The sequence below is a fragment of the Streptomyces tanashiensis genome (assembly GCF_014648895.1).
GTDB classification, from domain to species: Bacteria; Actinomycetota; Actinomycetes; order Streptomycetales; family Streptomycetaceae; genus Streptomyces; species Streptomyces tanashiensis.
On record NZ_BMRZ01000007.1, the window covers coordinates 73,462 to 90,277 of the forward strand.

Genomic DNA, 16,816 nt, shown 5'->3' on the forward strand with positions numbered 1-16,816 from the left:
GCCGGCCGCCCCCACCTCAACGACCTTCCCCGGGGAACCATGAACTCCCAGCGCCGCGCCGCCACCACCTTCGTTCTCCTCGGCCTCCTCCAGGCCACCCTCGGCACCGTCTTCACCATCGCCGAGAGCAAGGACTTCGCCGCCCCGCTCTTCTGGTGTGCCACATTCAGCTTCGCCTGCGCCTGGTTCTCCGAGCGCCGGGCCACCAGGACATGAGCCCGCAGAGCCGCATCATCTGGCACCGGACATGGGGAGGTGCCGCCGCGCTCATGGGCCTCGTCGTTCTCGTGGTCTCGGCCGCCGGAATCGCCGCGGTGCCCCAGACCGTGGCGGACGAGCGCCTCTATCTCCAGGCCAGGCCATGCCCGGGCAGCGTCCCCGCACCGACGGAGAACTGCCTCCACGCCAGAACGGCACGGGTGGCCGGGGTCGTCATCCGGGACGAACCGAAGCACGAGGAGTTCACCCTCCGCCTGCGGGCAGCCCCGGGGCTGCCCGAGGAGATCGACATGGGTAGCAGGGGCCCTCTCCTCCAACACCTCACCCCGGGCGACGAGGTGACCCTCACTCTGTGGCGTGACTACGCCGTCGCCGTGGCCCGCGACGGAGCAGTCCAGGAGACGGCGGACACCCCAGAGGGCGAGGCGGCGTTCATCACGGCCTTCGTCCTCGCCCTGACCTCCGCCGGTGTGTTCCTCCTGCACACCGGAGGCTCCGCGCTCGCCCATGCCCGCACATGGGCGACGTACGGCACCCCGGCCGTGCTCGTGTTCCGGACGAAGTGGGCCTTCGGCTCCGCGCTCTGCGCACTCCCGGCCCTCGTCCTGGCCACCCTGTCCGGGCTCGGGCCGGTCGCCGAGATCCTGGCCTGGTGTGCCATGGTCCCGCTCGTCCGCCGGTACCTGCGCTGGAAGTCCGACCGCGAACGGGGCCGCCACGCACGCCCCCTCACGACAAGGAGTCCGATCCGATGAACGACGACGAACCGGTCTTCAAGAAGAGCCGGTGGGGCACCAACCGCTACGTCTACAACCCGAACAACCCGGTCGGCCTCTTCCTGATCATCGCCAGCAGCGTCTTCGCCATCGTCATGATCCTCCTCATGGAGAACCGAGCCGGCCCGTTCGCACCGGCCCCTTCCCCGACCTGGAGTCCGCCGCCCGCACAGGACCCCTGGCCCTTCCCCTCGAGCACGCCGTGAACCCGCGCCATCGCGGTCCGTCCGACGACGGAGCACCAGGAATGAGGACGACGTGAAGTGGAACCGACGGACAAAGGCAGCTGCGGCGGCTCTCCTGCTCGCCACGGGCGCCGCGGTCTGGAGCCTCGTGCTTCAGGGCGGTTCTGAGGACCCCTTGAACGGAAGCTGCCGCGGCTCGCTGGCCGTCGACGAGGCGAGCGGCTTCTTCGACGGCGCCGAGCTGGAGTCCCGGGGGCATACGGCGGAGTGGGTCGGCCACGACGTCGAATACTGCTCCGTGTGGGCACGGGAGGACCAGCACGGCGCCACCCTCCGGCTGCAGATACGCCCCGCAGCCGCCCACCGGACCAGCGGGGCGGCCGAGGAAGCCGGTGCCGCACCCCTCGGGTACGGCTGGAACGGCTCGTTCGTCATCCGCGGCCGACCCCAGGCCGCCGTGCTCGTGGACTGCGCACCCATGGCAGGCAAGGGACTGCTCGTGCTCACCGAGGCCACGAAGGACGCCGACGAGCTCACCACCGACCAGGTTCTCGACGTCGCCCGCCTGGCCACCGAGACCGCCCGCCGCGCCGCCGAACGCTTCCACTGCGAAGGGAACCTGGGGCAGCGCCCTGACACGGTCGACACGGCCGGGGCGGCGAAACGGCCGGTCGCCGAGGCGCGCGAAACCTGCCGCGGAGTCGTCAGCCAGAACAGCGCCCAGGTCCTGGGAGCCGCCACCGTCGCCGAGTACCGGGCGGGCCGCGCGCTGACAGAGGAGTGCGACGTGAAGCTGCGGCAAGGCGGCCATGTCCGCGTCAACGCCTACTACGGCCCCTCCGCCCAGCAGGAGACCTACCTCGACACCCGCTACCCCGGCAGTGTCGTCGGCATCGTCACCCGCTCCCGCGCCTGCCCGGGCGGCCTCGGCACCGCGTACTTCAAAGTCACACCGCCCAAGGGGTCCGACGGCAAGCCCGCCTCGCTCGACGGCCCGAAGCGCGAGGCGCTGAACGAACTCCTCGCGTCCTTCGCCGCAGCCTCCGGAGCGCGCCACGACTGCTCCACCACCTGACGGGGAGCGCGAGCCGCGCCCTGTCAGGAACCCGCCGTGACCGAAGGTGCCTCCAGCCGGGTACGGAGGGTGGCTTCGAAGTCTTCGGCGCGGGCCAGCTGGACGCGGAGCTTCTCGACCTGTTCGGCGGCGGCCTGCTGGTAGGCGCGGACGCGTTCCAGGAGGGCTTCGCGCTCGGCGGTGCCGAGTTCGTCGTCCGCGTCGAGGCGGTCGGTGGAGTCGAGTAGGTCGCGCATCTGGTCCAGGGTGAAGCCGAGCGGCTTCATCCGGCGGATGACCATGAGGCGGGCCACGTCGTTCTCGGTGTAGAGGCGGAAGCCGCCCTGGGAACGGGCGGAGGGAACGACCAGGCCGGCCTCCTCGTAGTGCCGGATCGTACGCAGGGACAGCTCGGTCCGAGCGGCGACCTCGCCGATCTGCATGTGCTTGCCGTCCACGCCGGTGATCCTCTGGCCCTTCTCGTGACTGCCGGTCGGGGCCCGAGCGGGCGCCGCCGATCTCTACTCTAACGTTAGGGTAGAGTTGCTGAAGGTGAGGGCAGCGTGCCGCAGCCCTGCCGTTGCCGTGTCGGGGCCGATGGTGCCCCGGCGAAGATTCGATTCTTGCAGGAGAGAAGCGTGCGCGAGCCCATGCCGCCCGGCGCCGCCGCCTGCCCGCCGTGACGCTTCACCCCTGGACGTGAGCCCCGGCGCCACCGCACCCGGGCCTGCTCCGTCACCACTCGATCTTCCGGCTCCGCACTCATGGAGCCGCCCGCGGGGCGCCGACCCGGCTCCACCGCGCCCTCCCGCTCGCCCCGGCCTGCCGAACGGGCGTGCCCGAGTACGACAGGTTCCGTCTCCCTTGTCTTCCTCTGCCACTGCTGTGTCCCCGGCCGCGCGCCTGCGTGGCCTGAAGCCCGACTGGATCGCCGATCCGAAGGTCTGGCGGACGGAGGTCCTGGCCGGCCTGGTCGTCGCCCTCGCGCTGATCCCCGAGGCGATCTCGTTCTCGATCATCGCCGGTGTCGATCCCGCGCTCGGCCTGTTCGCTTCCTTCACGATGGCCGTGACGATCTCGATCGTCGGCGGTCGGCGAGCGATGATCTCCGCCGCCACGGGCGCAGTCGCCCTCGTCATCGCCCCGCTCAACCGCGAGCACGGCCTCGGCTACCTGGTCGCGGCCGTCATTCTGGCCGGCGTCTTCCAGGTCGTGCTGGGCGCGCTCGGGGTGGCGAAGCTGATGCGCTTCATCCCGCGCTCGGTAATGGTCGGCTTCGTCAACTCCCTCGCCATCCTGATCTTTATGGCCCAGGTCCCCGAGATGACCGACGTGCCCTGGTCGGTGTACCCGCTGATCGCCGCCGGCCTGGCGCTCATGGTCTTCTTCCCGAAGATCACCACCGTGATCCCGGCGCCGCTCGTCTCCATCGTCATCCTGACCGTGATCACCGTCGGTGCGGCCATCGCTGTGCCGACCGTCGGCGACAAGGGCGAACTGCCGTCCTCCCTGCCCGTGCCGGGCCTGCCGGACGTGCCGTTCACGCTGGACACCCTGACGACGATCGCCCCGTACGCGTTCGCGATGGCGCTGGTCGGTCTGATGGAGTCGCTGATGACCGCGAAGCTGGTCGACGACATCACCGACACCCATTCCAACAAGACCCGCGAGTCCATCGGCCAGGGCGTCGCCAACATCGTCACCGGCTTCTTCGGCGGCATGGGCGGCTGCGCCATGATCGGCCAGACGATGATCAACGTGAAGGTCTCCGGGGCCCGCACCCGCGTCTCGACCTTCCTTGCCGGGGCGTTCCTGATGGTGCTGTGCATCGTCTTCGGCCCCGTCGTCTCCGACATCCCCATGGCCGCCCTGGTCGCCGTCATGATCATGGTGTCGTTCGCGACCTTCGACTGGCACTCCATCGCCCCGAAGACCCTCAAGCGGATGCCCGGCGGCGAGATCGCCGTCATGGTGATCACCGTCGCCGCGGTCGTCGCCACCCACAACCTCGCCATCGGCGTCGTCCTGGGCTCCGTCACAGCCGTGGTCATCTTCGCCAAGCGCGTCGCCCACCTCGCCGAGGTCACCGCCGTACTCGACCCGGATGGCACCACCGTCATCTACCGCGTCACCGGCCAGCTCTTCTTCGCCTCCTCCAACGACCTCGTCGGTCAGTTTGATTACGCCGGCGACCCGGACAAGGTGATCATCGACCTCGGCGCAGCTCATATCTGGGACGCCTCCTCCGTCGCCGCCCTCGACGCGATCGAGGCCAAATACGTCCAGCGCGGCAAGACCGTCGAGATCACGGGCCTCAACACCCCCAGCGCCGACCTCCACGGCAAGCTCACAGGCGAACTCGCAGCCGGACACTGACCGTCGCCGTCGGTCGTCCTGAAGAGGAAGATCGGCCGGGTGTGGGTCATGGCTTGGCGTCATCAGGCAGCGTCCGGTCCAACCGCCGTGGCAGGCGGCAGGAAGATCTGGTAGGCGGCGGTCGCGGTGTAGGGGGGCGGAGTCGGCCGCGCTCGGGTGGAGGGAGGCGGCGGCGCGAGCATCGTCGGGGCCGCGTTCCTGTGCCCTGTGACCCACGCCACATGCGGTTCCTGTCAGGGATCGGGGAGCTGTTCCGCTCAAGTCACCGACAGGGAGCAAGCGAACCGACAGGAGCGTCACATGAAGCACCGCATCGTCGTCCTTGGCGCCGGTTATGCCGGGGCCTACGCGGCCGGGACCCTCGCCCGCCGGCTGTCCCCGGCGGACGCCGAGATCACCGTGGTCAACGCCGAGCCGGACTTCGTCCAGCGGCTGCGGCTGCACCAGCTCGCGGCCGGCCAGGAGATCGAGGCACCGAAGCTCACCGACGTCTTCGCGGGCACGGAGGTACGGCTGCGCCTGGCCCGGGTCACCACCGTCGACCCCGAGCGTCAGGTCGTCACCCTGGCCGACGCCGACGGCGGCGGCGAGCTCGATTACGACACGCTGCTCTACGCGCTCGGCAGCCACGGCGCCGACCACGGCGTCCCCGGCGTGGCCGAGCACGCCTTCGATGTCGCCGCCCGGCCCTCCGCGCTGCGCCTGCGTGAGCGCCTGGACAGCCTGTGCAAGGGGGACGAAGGCGGCCGTGTGCTGGTCGTCGGCGACGGGTTGACCGGAATCGAGACCGCCACCGAGATCGCCGAATCCCGCCCCGGCCTGTCCGTGACGCTGGTCGCCCGCGGTGAGCTGGGCGCCGCGCTCTCCGCCGGGGCCCGCGGCCACCTGCGCCAGGTCTGCGACCGGCTGGGCGTCACCGTCCTGGAGCACACCAGCGTCGAAGTCGTCGAAGCGACGCGGGTGCTGTGTGCCGACGGCGCCGCTCTGGCGTCCGACGCGACCGTGTGGACGGCCGGGTTCGCGGTCAGCCCCATCGCCACTGCCGCCGGTCTCGAGGTCACCGAGAACGGTCGGATCGTCGTCGATCGCACGATGCGGTCGGTCTCGCACCCGAACGTCTACGCTGCCGGCGACAGTGTGTACGTCATCGGCGACAGCGGCCGGTCCCTGCCGATGTCCTGCGCTTCGGCCGGCTACACCGGCATGCAGGCCACGGCCGCGATCGTGGGACGGCTGACCGGCTGCAAGATTCCGAACATCAAGCTGGAATACCACGGCAACCACATCAGCCTCGGGCGGCGGGACGGGATCCTGCAGATGGTGGACGGCGAAGCGCAGGCGACGCCGAAGTTCATGGGCGGCCGGAAGGCCGCGCGGATCAAGGCAGCCATCGTCAGGATGTCGCTGTGGACCACCTCGCACCCGACCTTCGGCCTGCCCAAGCGCAAGCACCACCTGGCCGCCGTGCCGGATGTGTCCGCCGAGAAGGCGGCCGCGTAGCCGCGCCCCCGACCTCACTGGGCAATACACCGAGGTCGTCATGCAGGACCTTCAGCCACTCGACGCCGTGGTCGCACGTGAATCCACCGTGGTCAACGGCAACCCCGAACTCATCCCCTGCCGGACCGCGAACTCGACGGCGTCCTGGCGGCCCGTGTCGAGAAGGCCCGCATCAGCGCCTTCTGGTCCCGTCCGCACTTCGGAAACGCCGGGCCGCGTCTAGTCCGAAACCCCGCTCACCCGGCGATGAACTCCCTCCTCTGAAGGAGAAGGCATGTCCACTCAGGCAGCGCCTGCAACCCACGCGTCGCCCTCACCCTGGCCGACCGTGGCCAGGGCAGTCGCCTTGCTCACGGTGAGCATCAGCCTGCTGCTCACCGCTTTCGCCTGGCCGTCGGTACGCTCATCGGTGCACGATGTGCCGATAGCCGTCGCAGGGCCCACCCCCGCCGTCAAGCGGATCACGCCCCTCCTCGACCAACGGCTCCCCGACGGCTTCGAGGTCACCGAGGTCGCCGACACCGCCGCCGCCGAGCGGCTGATCCGTGACCGCGAGGTGTACGGGGCGATCGACCTGAGCTCCGGCACCCCACAGGTCATCACCGCATCTGCCGGAAGCACCGCCGTCGCCCAGACCCTGAACAGGGTCGCGACCGGCCTCGGCCAGGCGCAGGGAACCGGCGCCGCGGTCGCCGCCCGCGACCTCGTTCCGCTGCCGGCCGACGACCCGCGCGGCGCCGGACTGGCCGCCGGGGTCCTGCCGTTGGTCATGGGTGGCCTGCTCGCCGCCCTGCTGTTGACCAGGCTCGTGCGCGGCGGCGTCCGCCGTGTCACCGGAGCGCTCGCCTTCGCCGTCACCGGCGGGCTTGCCATGGCGGCGATCCTGCAGTTCTGGTTCGGCTCACTCGACGGCTCCTACTGGGCCAACTGCGGCGCCATCGCCCTGACCATCGCGGCCATCGCCCTGACCATCCTCGGCTTCGAGTCACTGCTCGGGTACGTCGGCTTCGGCCTCGGCGCCGCCGTCATGATGCTCATCGGCAACCCCCTGTCGGGCACCGCGACCGCACCCGAGATGCTCCCCGGCTGGTCCGGCACCCTCGGCCAACTGCTCCCGCCCGGGGCCGGTGGCCAGTTGCTGCGCTCCACCGCCTTCTTCGACGGCCACGGCGCGACCCATTCCGCCACTGTCCTGGCGATCTGGCTCACGCTCGGTACGGTGCTGTGCCTGGCCGGCAACCTGCGCCGGCCTACCGCCACCGTCGAAGACACGGTCGCACTGCCTGCAGGGCCCGCGCGGATCCGGCCGGACGCGGGGCGATCATCACGGAACTGGGTTCAACCGCCAGCACCGTTTGCGGCGGTTCGTAGGAGCCGGTGCTGGCACCTACGTTGATCACCGTCGCGACGTCGCCGCACCGACCCAGCGCGCAACACCCCACCCGTGCAGGCGAAATGCCCCGAGCTGAACCTTCCGCAGCACCCCTTAGGGTGGTCCGCATGGACAGCACCGCCACTGATCGCTTCGACACCAGTCGGTTCGAGGCCGGCCGGAACCGGCTGGCCTCGCTGGCGTACCGGCTCCTCGGCTCCGCCGCCGACGCCGAAGACGCGGTGCAGGATGCGTTCTTGCACTGGCAGGCCGCCGACCGGCAGCGGATCAAGGTCCCGGAGGCATGGCTGACCAAGGTCGTCACCAACCTGTGCCTGGACCGGCTCCGCTCGGCGCAAGTCCGCCGTGAACGCGCAGTTGGCGCGTGGCTGCCCGAACCGCTCCTCGACGGCGACCCGATGCTCGGCCCGGCCGATACCTTCGAGCAGCGCGAATCGGTCTCCCTGGCCGTGCTGACCCTGATGGAGCGTCTGTCACCCGTCGAGCGGGCGGTCTACGTCCTGCGCGAAGCGTTCTCCTACAGCCACGCCGAGATCGCCGAGATCCTCGACATCACCGAGTCCGCGAGCCAGCAGCACCTCCACCGGGCCCGGCGCCGCATTACCGCCGCGCGCCGCGGTGGCGGCAAAGCCGACCTGGCATCCGCCCGCAGGATCGTCGAGGAATTCCTCGCCGCCGCCTCCTCGGGCCGCACCGAACGGCTGGTGGCACTGCTCACCGACGACGCGATCGCGATCTCCGACGGCGCCGGCCTGACCGAGAAGCTGTTGCGCTACGACACTCCGCAGCGCATCGCGGCCATCGCGCGGGCCGGTTTCAAGTCCACCCCCGCGAAGCAGCGTCTCGCCGGCGGTGTCTCCACTGTCCACTACGCGCTCGTCAACGGCGCCCCCGCCATCCTCTTCGTGCCCGGCGGCCGGGTCGTCGGTGCCGTGACGTTCGACATCACAGACGGCAAGATCGCAACCGTGCGCGGCATCGCGGCCCCCGCCCGCCTCGTGCGCCTCACCGAAGCCTGGCGGCAGCACGGACCGGACACGCCTCTCATCGCCGAGTGGTGACCGACGCCGACCGCGGCCAGGCACAGCTCCCGCGCTGCGATGAACCGATCTTGCTCGACGTGTCCACCTCGCCTGCGCGCAGCCAGGCCCGGTGTCTCTCCTGAGGAGCCAATAGTCCACCAGCAGGGCCTCACTGAGCTCTCGCGCCCGGAGGAGGCCCTCCGCGGCGGCTCCGGGGCGACGGGTGTGTGCGGGGGACTCGGCCTTTCGGTCATGTACACGCCCGGGGTCGGCCATTCCGCTGCGGTACGGACCATTCCCGTGGACGGATCGCGCCATGATCTCGCCGCCACCGGACGTGTGGTGATCAGCCGACGTGATCACAAGGAGCATCGTGATGGCACCCACCTCTCGACACCGGCTCAGAGCCCTGGCAGTCGCCGCCGTCCTGGCGACGACCGGCACGGTGCTGACCGTTGCCCCGCAACCGGCCCAGGCCGCGCTGCCTCCGCAGACCATCAAGGACCCCGTCCACTACTGGAACGACGTCCTGCTGAACGTGGTCCGGCGCGAGGGTGGCGGCCCCGGCCCGATGTCCCGGGCCGCGGCCATGATGAACGCCGCGATCTACGACGCGGAGAGCTCCTACCAGCTCAAGTGGAAGGGGAAGATCACCTCGGAGCCGTACATCCACGCCGAGAAGTACGTCGGCTGGATCGAAGGCCCGGACGAGGAGGAGCGGGTCATCGGGCGCACGGCCTACAACATCCTGCTCAGGCTGTACGGGAAGAACCAGACGGCCTACCTCGACGCCCGCTTCCGGGAGCGGTTCGGCACCGAGCCCACCGAGTTCGACCTCCTCGACGCGACCGTCGTCAGCAAGATGGTGACGCAGATGACGGACGCGCGGAACGGCGACGGCTCGGACGACGACCGCGTGTACGTGGGCGACTCCGCGCCCGGGGCGTGGCGGCCGACGAGCTACCCCGACATGGAGGATCCGAACTGCTCCCAGCACAGCCAGGCCGTCACCCCGTACTGGGGCCTGCTGAAGCCGTTTGCGCTGACTTCCGGATCGCAGTTCCGGCCGCCGACGCCCGGCCTGTACGGCACGTACGAGAAGCTGCTGGCGAGCGACGCCTACAAGGCCCAGGTGGAAGCAGTCCGCTCGGCGGGCGCCGACAAGCCGACCGCGAAGACCCCGGTGATCAACCGCACCGCCGACCAGGAGGCCGCCGCCTGGTTCTGGGCCAACGACAACGACGGCACGTACAAGCCGCCGGGTCAGCTGCTCCAGGCCACGCGGGAGATCGCGGCCGCCCGCGGTCTGAACACCTATGAGAACGCCCGCCTGTTCGCGCTCGTGTCGATCGCGATGGCCGATGCCGGAATCGCCGTCCGGGACGTGAAGTTCCTGACCCCCATCGACCTGTGGCGCCCCGTCTCGGCGATCCGTGAGGGCGGTCTCGACCCGGAGTGGAAGCCCCTCCTGAAGAATCCCGCCGGGGTCAACGTCAATCCCTGCTTCCCTGCATGGGCGTCGGGGCACGCCACCTTCGGTGCGGCGTGGGCCGGCATCATGAAGCGGTACTTCGGTTCGGACGGCATCACCTTCGACATGACGACGGACGAACCGCGCTCGCCCGTCAGGTCCCGCCACTTCACCAGCTTCAGCGCGGCGGCGCGTGAGGACGCCAACAGCAGGGTTTGGCTCGGCGTCCACTTCCCCTGGGACGCCGAGGACGGTCTCACCCTCGGCGAGAACGTCGCCCACCACGTCTTCACCACGAAGCTCCGCAGGCTCTGAGCGGAACGCCGGCTCGGTGACGTACGTCCTTCGCCACCGGGCCGGCAGGGCTCGGGCGGCCCTGGCCCTGGGCCCTCGGGGGACGAGACAGCGGGCGTGGCCCTGCGAAGTCCGCTGCCGAGCTCAGTGCTCCAGTAGCGCCTTGAGTGCTGCGAGGTCTTTGTTCTGTGCGCGGCGCATGGCCGCCGCCATCATCGGGGCGCCCAGGGAGGCGAATCCGCTGGGCTCGCCGCGATTGCGCAGCGTCATGCGGGTGTGCTCGCCGATTTCGCCGTACGGCTCCCAGGTGTAGGTGGTCTCCATGGGGAAGGGGCCCTCGTCCGTGCGCATCACCAGCCGGCGTCCGGGCTCGTGGACGGTGATCTCGTACGTGTAGGCCAGGCGCCTGCCGAGGAAGCGGGCGGTGAACGCGACCTTGGAGCCGGCCGCCATCGGCGGCGGCGTCAGCCATTCCACGGAGGTGATGTTGGCGTACCACCGCGGGGCGTGCGACGGGTCGGCCGCATAGGCGGCGACTCGCTCGCACGGGGCGGCGATCACGGTCTCGGCCAGTACGTCGACTTTCATCGCGGGCTCGCAGGCCGGGAGGTCAGACAGTGAAGAAGGGGTTCGACGCGCCGGTCTCGGCGTAGTCCTTGAGGCGGTTCAGCCCCCGAAGCCTGCGCGGCGCACCAGGAGGGCTGGCGGCACTACGTCACCCGCCTGGCCGCCCTCGCCGAAGGCGGCGATCCCGGCCCGGACGCCTGGATGCAGCAGCCCGCGCACTGACCGCATGCCGGGCGGTCAGGTCCCTGTCACGCCGGCCATCGCTTCGATCGCCGCATTGACTGATCGCTGCAGTCGGCGAAGACGCCCAGGTGACGTGCGTCGACGTTGTATGGCGCCCAAGGGAGGCACTGGGGGCCTCGAGTGGGCGTGTCACGGGCCCGGCCCGGTTTCCGGTGCGGGATGTTCGTCTTCGACGATCGGCGAGTGTGCGGAGGTGTCCCGGTGGAGGCGAGCCACGGCAAGCGGATTCGGCCGGAGCCCTCATCCTCGGCGCCGTCGGAGCCTGTGAAGCGGCCGGCTCCGCTGACGCGTCTGCGGACTGCCGTGTCAGAGCCCCCGCCGGGGCCGGCGAGGCCGGAGTTCTGGCGCAGCCCACTGCGGGGGCTGTGGCTCACCTCCGTGCTAGGGCTGGTCCTGCTGGTCGGTGTCACGCTGCTGTTCGTGACGGGCCTGCTGTCGTATGCCGCGTACAACCCGGATCTCTCGCCGGTCAACGACCAGACGCCGGACAAGGGGTGGCTCGGCTTCTACCTGTTCTCCTGGCCGACCTCGCCGTACTGGCTCTACCGGGTGAACCAGGGTGTGCACGTGGTCCTCGGCGTCGTCCTCGTGCCGGTCCTGCTGGCGAAGTTGTGGTCGGTCATCCCCAAGATGTTCCAGTGGCCACCCGTACGGTCGGTGAGCCACGGCATCGAGCGCCTGTCCCTGCTCCTGCTGGTGGGCGGCGCCATCTTCGAGTTCGCCACGGGCATCCTCAACGTGCAGCTGCACTACATCTTCCCGGGCTCCTTCTACGTCCTGCACTTCTACGGAGCGTGGGTGTTCATCGGTGCCTTCGTCGTGCACGTGGCCTTCCGGCTGCCGCGTGCCCTCCGCGCGCTGAGGTACGGACGCGAGCTGCCGGAAGCCGGTACGGAGGAGGCGGCCGGCCTTGCGTCGCCCCGGCCGGTGCCCCCGACCATCTCACGCCGGGGCGCCCTGGGCATGATCGGACTGGGGTCCCTCGCGTTGTTCGTGGTGACCGCCGGGCAGAGCGTGGGCGGCTGGTGGCGCCAGACGGCGCTGCTCGCCCCGCACGGCCGCGATCCCGGTGCAGGGCCGAACGGTTTCCAGATCAACAAGACCGCGGCCTCCGTGGGGATCAGGCCCAGCGACATCGGCCCCGCCTGGCGGCTGACCGTATGCAGCGGGGGCGGCCAGGTTGTGCTGACCCGAGACGAGCTTCTGGCCATGGAGCAGCGCGAAGCAGCTCTGCCCATCGCCTGCGTGGAGGGCTGGTCGACCCCTGACCAGCTGTGGAGCGGCGTTCGGCTCACCGACCTGGCCGCCCTGGTGGGGCGGGGGACGGACACCCCGCGGGCCCTGGTGGAATCGGTACAGAGGGGAGGGTCGTTCCGCTCCGTCGTCCTGAGGGACAACCAGGTACGCGACCACCGTTCACTCCTGGCCGTGCGCGTCAACGGTGCCGTCCTCTCGCAGGACCACGGCTACCCGGCCCGTGTGATCGTCCCGGGCGCGCCCGGCGTCCACAACACCAAATGGGTCACCCGGATCACCTTCGGAGAGCCGGCATGAGCGCCATGACCGCCTTCCGCCGCCGCTACGGAGCCTCGCCGCTCCACCTGCTCCTGGTCCTGGCCTCCTTCGCCCTCGCCGCCTACGCAGGCGTGCGACTGCTCAAGGGAGACACCCTGGGCGTGGCCCTGTGGTTCGTCGGGGCGGCGCTCCTCCACGACCTCGTCCTGCTCCCCCTGTACGTGGTGACGGACCGGGCCGCGCAGCGCCTGTTCAGAGAGAAGGCAGGTGTGGGGGAGGGGGCGCCGAGGCCGAGCGTCAACTACGTACGTGTTCCGGTTTTCGTCTCGGGGCTTCTGCTGTTGGTCTGGTGGCCACTGATCCTGGGCCGGGTCGACCACTACACCGCGTACACGGGGCTCCCGGCCGACGGGTTCCTGGGACGCTGGCTGCTGATCACAGCCGCCCTCTTCGTGGCCTCGGCAGCGACCCTCCTCGTCCGGGGATGGCATGAATCGGCGCCTCGACGACGTGCCGCACGCCGCGAGCGACGCGCACGCGAGGCCGCGCGTTGACGGAGGGCCGGCGCCTCAGACCCGCGCGGTGCCGGTCGACTCATGGCCTCTCCCGCAGGGCGCGTCGCCGGGTCGTGCGGAAGAGTGGGTTCCATGACGTATGACGAAGGGCTGGCCCAGCGGATCAGGGAGGGGCTGGGCGAGCGGTCGGGCTTCACGGAGAAGCGGATGTTCGGCGGCCTGGCCTTCCTGCTGGGCGGGAACATGACCGTGGGCGTGGTCGGCGACGAGCTGATAGCCCGCGTGGGTCCCGAGCGGGCCGAGGAGGCACTGGCCCGCCCGGAGGCCCGCCCGATGGATTTCACCGGCAAGCCGATGCGCGGCTGGGTGACCGTCGGCGGCCCCGCCCTCGCAGAGGACCGGGTCCTCGACCACTGGATCGCCACGGCCGTGGGTTTCGCGAGCACGCTGCCGCCCAAGTAACGGGCGAGCGCCGGTACGTCGCCTGCGTCTGGTCCGCAGCGGACTCCCCTCCCCGGAGGCATGCGCCGCGCACGCCGAGGGCCGGCGCCACTACGTCGGCCGGCTCGCGGTCCGGGCCGAGGGTGGCGACCCTGGCCCCGATGTCTGGATGGAGATGCCTTCGGGCCGGCGCGTTCCGGTTCCGCGACGCCGCCGCATGGCAGCGGCCGCGAGGACGAGGAGGGCCGCGGCACCGTACGCGATCGCGGCCGTCGGCTCCCGCTGGGCGAAGACCCGGCCGAAGACGTAGACGGCTGGGCCGGCCAGGGCGACGCCCAGCCATTCCCAGCGTCCGTCCAGTGCGACGAGGGCGACCAGGAGCAGGGCGTACCAGGAGTAGCCGGGTGTGAGGAGGGCGAACGCCCACCCCGTGACCAGGAGTGCCCCGCTCCACGGCCGTTGCGGGTCACCGCGCCGCATCACGTACAAGGACACGACCGCCATGACGGCGAGGACCACGGGCAACGCCCAGCTGTCGGGCAGGACCAGGCGGAGCAGCGCGTACCGTGCTCCGGCCGCGGGGTCGTCGTAACCTTCCTCCTCCACATAGCCGCCGAGATAGCCGAATACGGAGCCGTCCGAGAGGAGGACGTACGGCAGGTAGGCGAGCACGGTGAACGCGGCGGCGGGAAGCAGCACGGCGCCGGCGTCGCGGACGCGGCGGACTCCGGACAGCGCGCCCGGCAGGACGATGGCGGGCATGAGCTTGGTGGCGATGGCGGCGCCGATGACCAGCCCGCCGGCCGAGCGGCGGTTCGGAAGGACGGCGAGGAGCCCGAGTCCGGTCACGGCCAGCAGCGCCCCGAGGACGTCCACATGCGCGTTGTTGACCGCCTCGATGGGCACGGCGGGACACCACGCCCAGTACGCGGCCCGGCGCGGGTCCGTGCCCCTGCGGCGCAGGATCAGCAGCACCGCACCGGTCACGCCCAGGGCGATCAGGCCGGAGCCGATCTGGAGGGGCTTGTGGCGGGCGCCTTCCGGGGAGAGCTGGTCGACGGTCAGGAAGTACGCCTCGGCGACGGGCGGGTAGATGGTGTGTACGGCGGGCCGGTTGAGACGCGTGCAGTGCGGTTCCGGTCCGGTGTGGGGGATGTGGGCGCGGTCGGGACCGGTGCAGGCCGTCCCTGTGGGGAAGAGCCACGAGTCGCGCAGCCGGACAAGCTCCGGGTCTTGCGGAGCGTGGTCGTACGGGGAGACGCCGGCCGACTGGACGCGGCCGTCCCAGGCGTAGCGGTACGAGTCGGTGCTGGTCCGGGGCGGTGCCACGAGACCGGTCACCGTGACGGCGATCGCTCCGGCCACGAGCAGGGGCACGACATGGGAGGACGGAACCCGGCGCAGCGCGAGCAGAGCGCCGGCGAAGAGCACCCAGCACGCCGCGTACCGCCAGAACAGTCCGCCGGGGTCGGCGCGGTAACCGTCGTATCGGATGGTGAGGACGAGGACGGTGCTGAGGGCGGCGAGGGCCGTCGCGGTGAGGGCGGTGCGCGGGTTCACGTCCGCAGCGTTCCAGGAACGGTACTGGAAGTGGGGTCGGGCGCCCCGCGCGTCCGTGTTTCGTAAGGTGTTCCGACCACCCACACGGGTGTGTCCGGGGGTGTCATGGGCTCATGCGCTTCACTCAGCCTCCTGGACCGTCGATCACCTTCAAGCCGCGCCTGCATGATGCCCGTACCGCGACCGTGATCGGTCGATGGCTCGGGCTCGCCGTCGTCATCTGTTTCGCGACCGGCGTGCTCAGCCACTACCTCCAGCACCCGCCCGCCTGGCTCGCCGACCGGCTGCCGAGCCGCCCGTACTGGGGATACCGGCTCACCCAGGGACTGCACGTGGCCTCGGGCATCGCCGCGATCCCGCTGCTTCTGGCCAAGTTGTGGGCGGTCTACCCACGGCTCTTCGCGTGGCCGCCGATCCGTTCGGTCCGGCACGCGCTGGAACGCCTCTCGGTGGCCGTGCTCGTTGCCGCCGGGATCTTCGAGCTGTTCACCGGGCTGCTGAACACCTTCCAGTGGTACCCCTGGCCGTTCTCCTTCGTACCCGTCCACTACGCCGTCGGCTGGCTCCTGGTGGGAGCGCTGCTGCTCCACGTCGCCGTTCGATGGCCCCGCATCCGTGACCACTTCACCCGCCGCTCACCCGGCACCCTCGCCCTCCCCTCCGCCGACGGGCCGGACCGCCGTCAGCTGCTGGCGGCCCTCGCGGCCGGGGTCGGCGCCGTAACGCTGACGACCGTCGGCCAGTCCGTCACCGCGCTCGGTCCGCTGGAGCTGTTCGGCCCGCGCAGTCCGGACCACGGGCCGCAGGGACTGCCGGTCAACCGCACGGCCGCCGCGGCACGCGTCACGGAGGCGTCGCTGACCGACTGGCGGTTGACCGTCGCCGGGCCGCGCCCGTACAGCCTCACTCTGGAGGAACTGCGCGCGATGCCGCAGCACGAGGTGACGCTGCCCATCGCGTGCGTGGAAGGGTGGAGCAAGTCCGCCCGCTGGACGGGGGTACGGGTGCGCGACCTGCTGGACCGGGCGGGAGGCGACCCGCGTGCCGGGTGCCGGGTGGTGTCACTGGAGGCGGCGGGCGCGTACCGGGTGATGGAGATGGGCCGCACGTACGCCCAGGACCCGCTCACCCTGCTGGCGTTGGGCCTGAACGGCGAGGTGCTGTCCCTGGACCACGGCTACCCGGCGCGGATCATCGCCCCGAACCGGCCCGGGGTGCTCCAGACCAAGTGGGTCGGCCGACTGGAGGTGCGGTGATGGCGTACCGGTACCTGGTGGGCGGCTGTGGGATCGTGCTGATGGCCTTCGGCGGTGCTCTGCTGCTGGAGCAGCCCGAGCCGTGGCGGGTCGGCGTGTGGCTCGCGGGTGGGGCCCTCGTGCACGACGGGCTGATCGCACCGCTCGTCTTCGCGATCGCCGCGCTCGCAGTGGCGGCGGGTCTGCGTCTGCGCGGTGTTCCGCGCGCCGCGCTGATCGTCGCGGGCTCGCTGACGGTGATCGCCCTCCCGCCGCTCCTGCGCCCTGGAGGCGTGGCCAACGCGACGGTGCTGCCGCTGGACTACGCACGGAACTGGTTGCTCGCGATGGCGGCCGTCGCCGTGATCACCGTGGCGTACGTCGGACTGCGCGCGTGCCTGCGAAGGGCGGCTCGGCGGCGCTGAGTCGTGGCAGAGCCATGGAGAAGGG

Annotated in this window: 17 protein-coding genes; 14 read left to right on the forward strand and 3 right to left on the reverse strand. The window is 70.8% G+C overall.

Annotated features, from left to right (window positions below; all coding sequences use genetic code 11):
- Positions 1–39: 39 nt before the first annotated feature.
- From IE237_RS21890 to IE237_RS21905, 4 genes are all read left to right on the forward strand, one after another.
- Entirely contained in the window at positions 40–216 is a 177-nt protein-coding gene (locus IE237_RS21890; protein WP_189803762.1) for a hypothetical protein, read from the forward strand.
- Complete coding sequence (locus IE237_RS21895) at positions 213–974, forward strand: hypothetical protein (RefSeq protein ID WP_189803763.1); 762 nt, start codon at positions 213–215, stop codon at positions 972–974. The genes IE237_RS21890 and IE237_RS21895 overlap by 4 nt, the downstream gene beginning before the upstream one ends.
- Positions 971–1,201 (forward strand): hypothetical protein, encoded by a 231-nt coding sequence (locus IE237_RS21900; protein ID WP_189803764.1) that lies wholly within the window; start codon positions 971–973, stop codon positions 1,199–1,201. The genes IE237_RS21895 and IE237_RS21900 overlap by 4 nt, the downstream gene beginning before the upstream one ends.
- Before the next feature lie 154 nt (positions 1,202–1,355).
- Entirely contained in the window at positions 1,356–2,255 is a 900-nt protein-coding gene (locus tag IE237_RS21905; protein ID WP_229842817.1) for a hypothetical protein, read from the forward strand.
- A gap of 23 nt (positions 2,256–2,278) precedes the next feature.
- Here IE237_RS21905 and IE237_RS21910 read toward each other — a convergent pair whose 3' ends face one another.
- Positions 2,279–2,692 (reverse strand): MerR family transcriptional regulator, encoded by a 414-nt coding sequence (locus IE237_RS21910; RefSeq protein ID WP_189803766.1) that lies wholly within the window; start codon positions 2,690–2,692, stop codon positions 2,279–2,281.
- A 427-nt stretch (positions 2,693–3,119) separates the two neighbouring features.
- Here IE237_RS21910 and IE237_RS21915 point away from each other — a divergent pair, with 427 nt between their 5' ends.
- The 5 genes from IE237_RS21915 to IE237_RS21935 all read left to right on the forward strand — a co-directional run bounded on the left by IE237_RS21915 (position 3,120) and on the right by IE237_RS21935 (position 10,311).
- Positions 3,120–4,610, forward strand: a complete 1,491-nt coding sequence (locus IE237_RS21915) for a SulP family inorganic anion transporter (RefSeq protein ID WP_189804002.1) — start codon at positions 3,120–3,122, stop codon at positions 4,608–4,610.
- Positions 4,611–4,910: 300 nt separating this feature from the next.
- A complete protein-coding gene (locus tag IE237_RS21920; RefSeq protein ID WP_189803767.1) occupies positions 4,911–6,110 on the forward strand; it encodes an NAD(P)/FAD-dependent oxidoreductase in 1,200 nt (399 codons plus the stop codon).
- A gap of 328 nt (positions 6,111–6,438) precedes the next feature.
- Positions 6,439–7,506: an ABC transporter permease gene (locus tag IE237_RS41725; protein ID WP_370468240.1), complete on the forward strand. Its 1,068-nt coding sequence runs from the start codon at positions 6,439–6,441 to the stop codon at positions 7,504–7,506.
- Positions 7,507–7,610: 104 nt separating this feature from the next.
- The gene (locus IE237_RS21930) at positions 7,611–8,564 is read left to right on the forward strand and encodes a sigma-70 family RNA polymerase sigma factor (RefSeq protein ID WP_189803768.1); all 954 of its coding nucleotides are present in this window, start codon (positions 7,611–7,613) and stop codon (positions 8,562–8,564) included.
- 337 nt (positions 8,565–8,901) lie between these two features.
- On the forward strand, positions 8,902–10,311 hold the full coding sequence (locus IE237_RS21935) for a vanadium-dependent haloperoxidase (RefSeq protein WP_189803769.1): 1,410 nt from the start codon (positions 8,902–8,904) through the stop codon (positions 10,309–10,311).
- Positions 10,312–10,434: 123 nt separating this feature from the next.
- Here the strand turns inward: IE237_RS21935 and IE237_RS21940 are convergent, their stop codons facing one another.
- Positions 10,435–10,878 carry an SRPBCC family protein gene (locus tag IE237_RS21940; RefSeq protein ID WP_189803770.1) on the reverse strand — a complete coding sequence of 148 codons (444 nt, stop codon included), beginning with the start codon at positions 10,876–10,878 and terminating at the stop codon, positions 10,435–10,437.
- A gap of 381 nt (positions 10,879–11,259) precedes the next feature.
- Between IE237_RS21940 and IE237_RS21945 the strand changes: the two genes are divergently transcribed.
- From IE237_RS21945 to IE237_RS21955, 3 genes are all read left to right on the forward strand, one after another.
- The gene (locus IE237_RS21945) at positions 11,260–12,654 is read left to right on the forward strand and encodes a molybdopterin-dependent oxidoreductase (RefSeq protein ID WP_189803771.1); all 1,395 of its coding nucleotides are present in this window, start codon (positions 11,260–11,262) and stop codon (positions 12,652–12,654) included.
- Positions 12,655–12,659: 5 nt separating this feature from the next.
- Entirely contained in the window at positions 12,660–13,169 is a 510-nt protein-coding gene (locus IE237_RS21950; RefSeq protein ID WP_189804003.1) for a hypothetical protein, read from the forward strand.
- Between the two features lie 93 nt (positions 13,170–13,262).
- Positions 13,263–13,592 carry a TfoX/Sxy family protein gene (locus tag IE237_RS21955; RefSeq protein WP_189803772.1) on the forward strand — a complete coding sequence of 110 codons (330 nt, stop codon included), beginning with the start codon at positions 13,263–13,265 and terminating at the stop codon, positions 13,590–13,592.
- A gap of 90 nt (positions 13,593–13,682) precedes the next feature.
- Here IE237_RS21955 and IE237_RS21960 read toward each other — a convergent pair whose 3' ends face one another.
- Positions 13,683–15,131: a glycosyltransferase 87 family protein gene (locus tag IE237_RS21960; protein WP_189803773.1), complete on the reverse strand. Its 1,449-nt coding sequence runs from the start codon at positions 15,129–15,131 to the stop codon at positions 13,683–13,685.
- Positions 15,132–15,244: 113 nt separating this feature from the next.
- On the opposite strand from IE237_RS21960, the gene IE237_RS21965 reads away from it, so the two are divergent.
- Both IE237_RS21965 and IE237_RS21970 read left to right on the forward strand, forming a co-directional pair.
- Positions 15,245–16,387 carry a molybdopterin-dependent oxidoreductase gene (locus IE237_RS21965; RefSeq protein ID WP_189803774.1) on the forward strand — a complete coding sequence of 381 codons (1,143 nt, stop codon included), beginning with the start codon at positions 15,245–15,247 and terminating at the stop codon, positions 16,385–16,387.
- Positions 16,387–16,791 (forward strand): hypothetical protein, encoded by a 405-nt coding sequence (locus IE237_RS21970; RefSeq protein WP_189803775.1) that lies wholly within the window; start codon positions 16,387–16,389, stop codon positions 16,789–16,791. Before IE237_RS21965 ends, IE237_RS21970 begins: the two co-directional genes overlap by 1 nt.
- Positions 16,792–16,816 lie beyond the last annotated feature (25 nt).

Excerpts from the sequence above, each read along its gene's own strand:
- IE237_RS21950 (WP_189804003.1), top strand. The coding sequence starts at position 12,660 with ATGACCGCCTTCCGCCGCCGCTACGGAGCCTCGCCGCTCCACCTGCTC.
- IE237_RS21890 (WP_189803762.1), top strand. The coding sequence starts at position 40 with ATGAACTCCCAGCGCCGCGCCGCCACCACCTTCGTTCTCCTCGGCCTC.
- IE237_RS21935 (WP_189803769.1), top strand. The coding sequence starts at position 8,902 with ATGGCACCCACCTCTCGACACCGGCTCAGAGCCCTGGCAGTCGCCGCC.
- IE237_RS21920 (WP_189803767.1), top strand. The coding sequence starts at position 4,911 with ATGAAGCACCGCATCGTCGTCCTTGGCGCCGGTTATGCCGGGGCCTAC.
- IE237_RS21965 (WP_189803774.1), top strand. The coding sequence starts at position 15,245 with ATGCGCTTCACTCAGCCTCCTGGACCGTCGATCACCTTCAAGCCGCGC.
- IE237_RS21945 (WP_189803771.1), top strand. The coding sequence starts at position 11,260 with ATGTTCGTCTTCGACGATCGGCGAGTGTGCGGAGGTGTCCCGGTGGAG.
- IE237_RS21895 (WP_189803763.1), top strand. The coding sequence starts at position 213 with ATGAGCCCGCAGAGCCGCATCATCTGGCACCGGACATGGGGAGGTGCC.
- IE237_RS21940 (WP_189803770.1), bottom strand. The coding sequence starts at position 10,878 with ATGAAAGTCGACGTACTGGCCGAGACCGTGATCGCCGCCCCGTGCGAG.
- IE237_RS21970 (WP_189803775.1), top strand. The coding sequence starts at position 16,387 with ATGGCGTACCGGTACCTGGTGGGCGGCTGTGGGATCGTGCTGATGGCC.
- IE237_RS21955 (WP_189803772.1), top strand. The coding sequence starts at position 13,263 with ATGACGTATGACGAAGGGCTGGCCCAGCGGATCAGGGAGGGGCTGGGC.
- IE237_RS21900 (WP_189803764.1), top strand. The coding sequence starts at position 971 with ATGAACGACGACGAACCGGTCTTCAAGAAGAGCCGGTGGGGCACCAAC.
- IE237_RS21930 (WP_189803768.1), top strand. The coding sequence starts at position 7,611 with ATGGACAGCACCGCCACTGATCGCTTCGACACCAGTCGGTTCGAGGCC.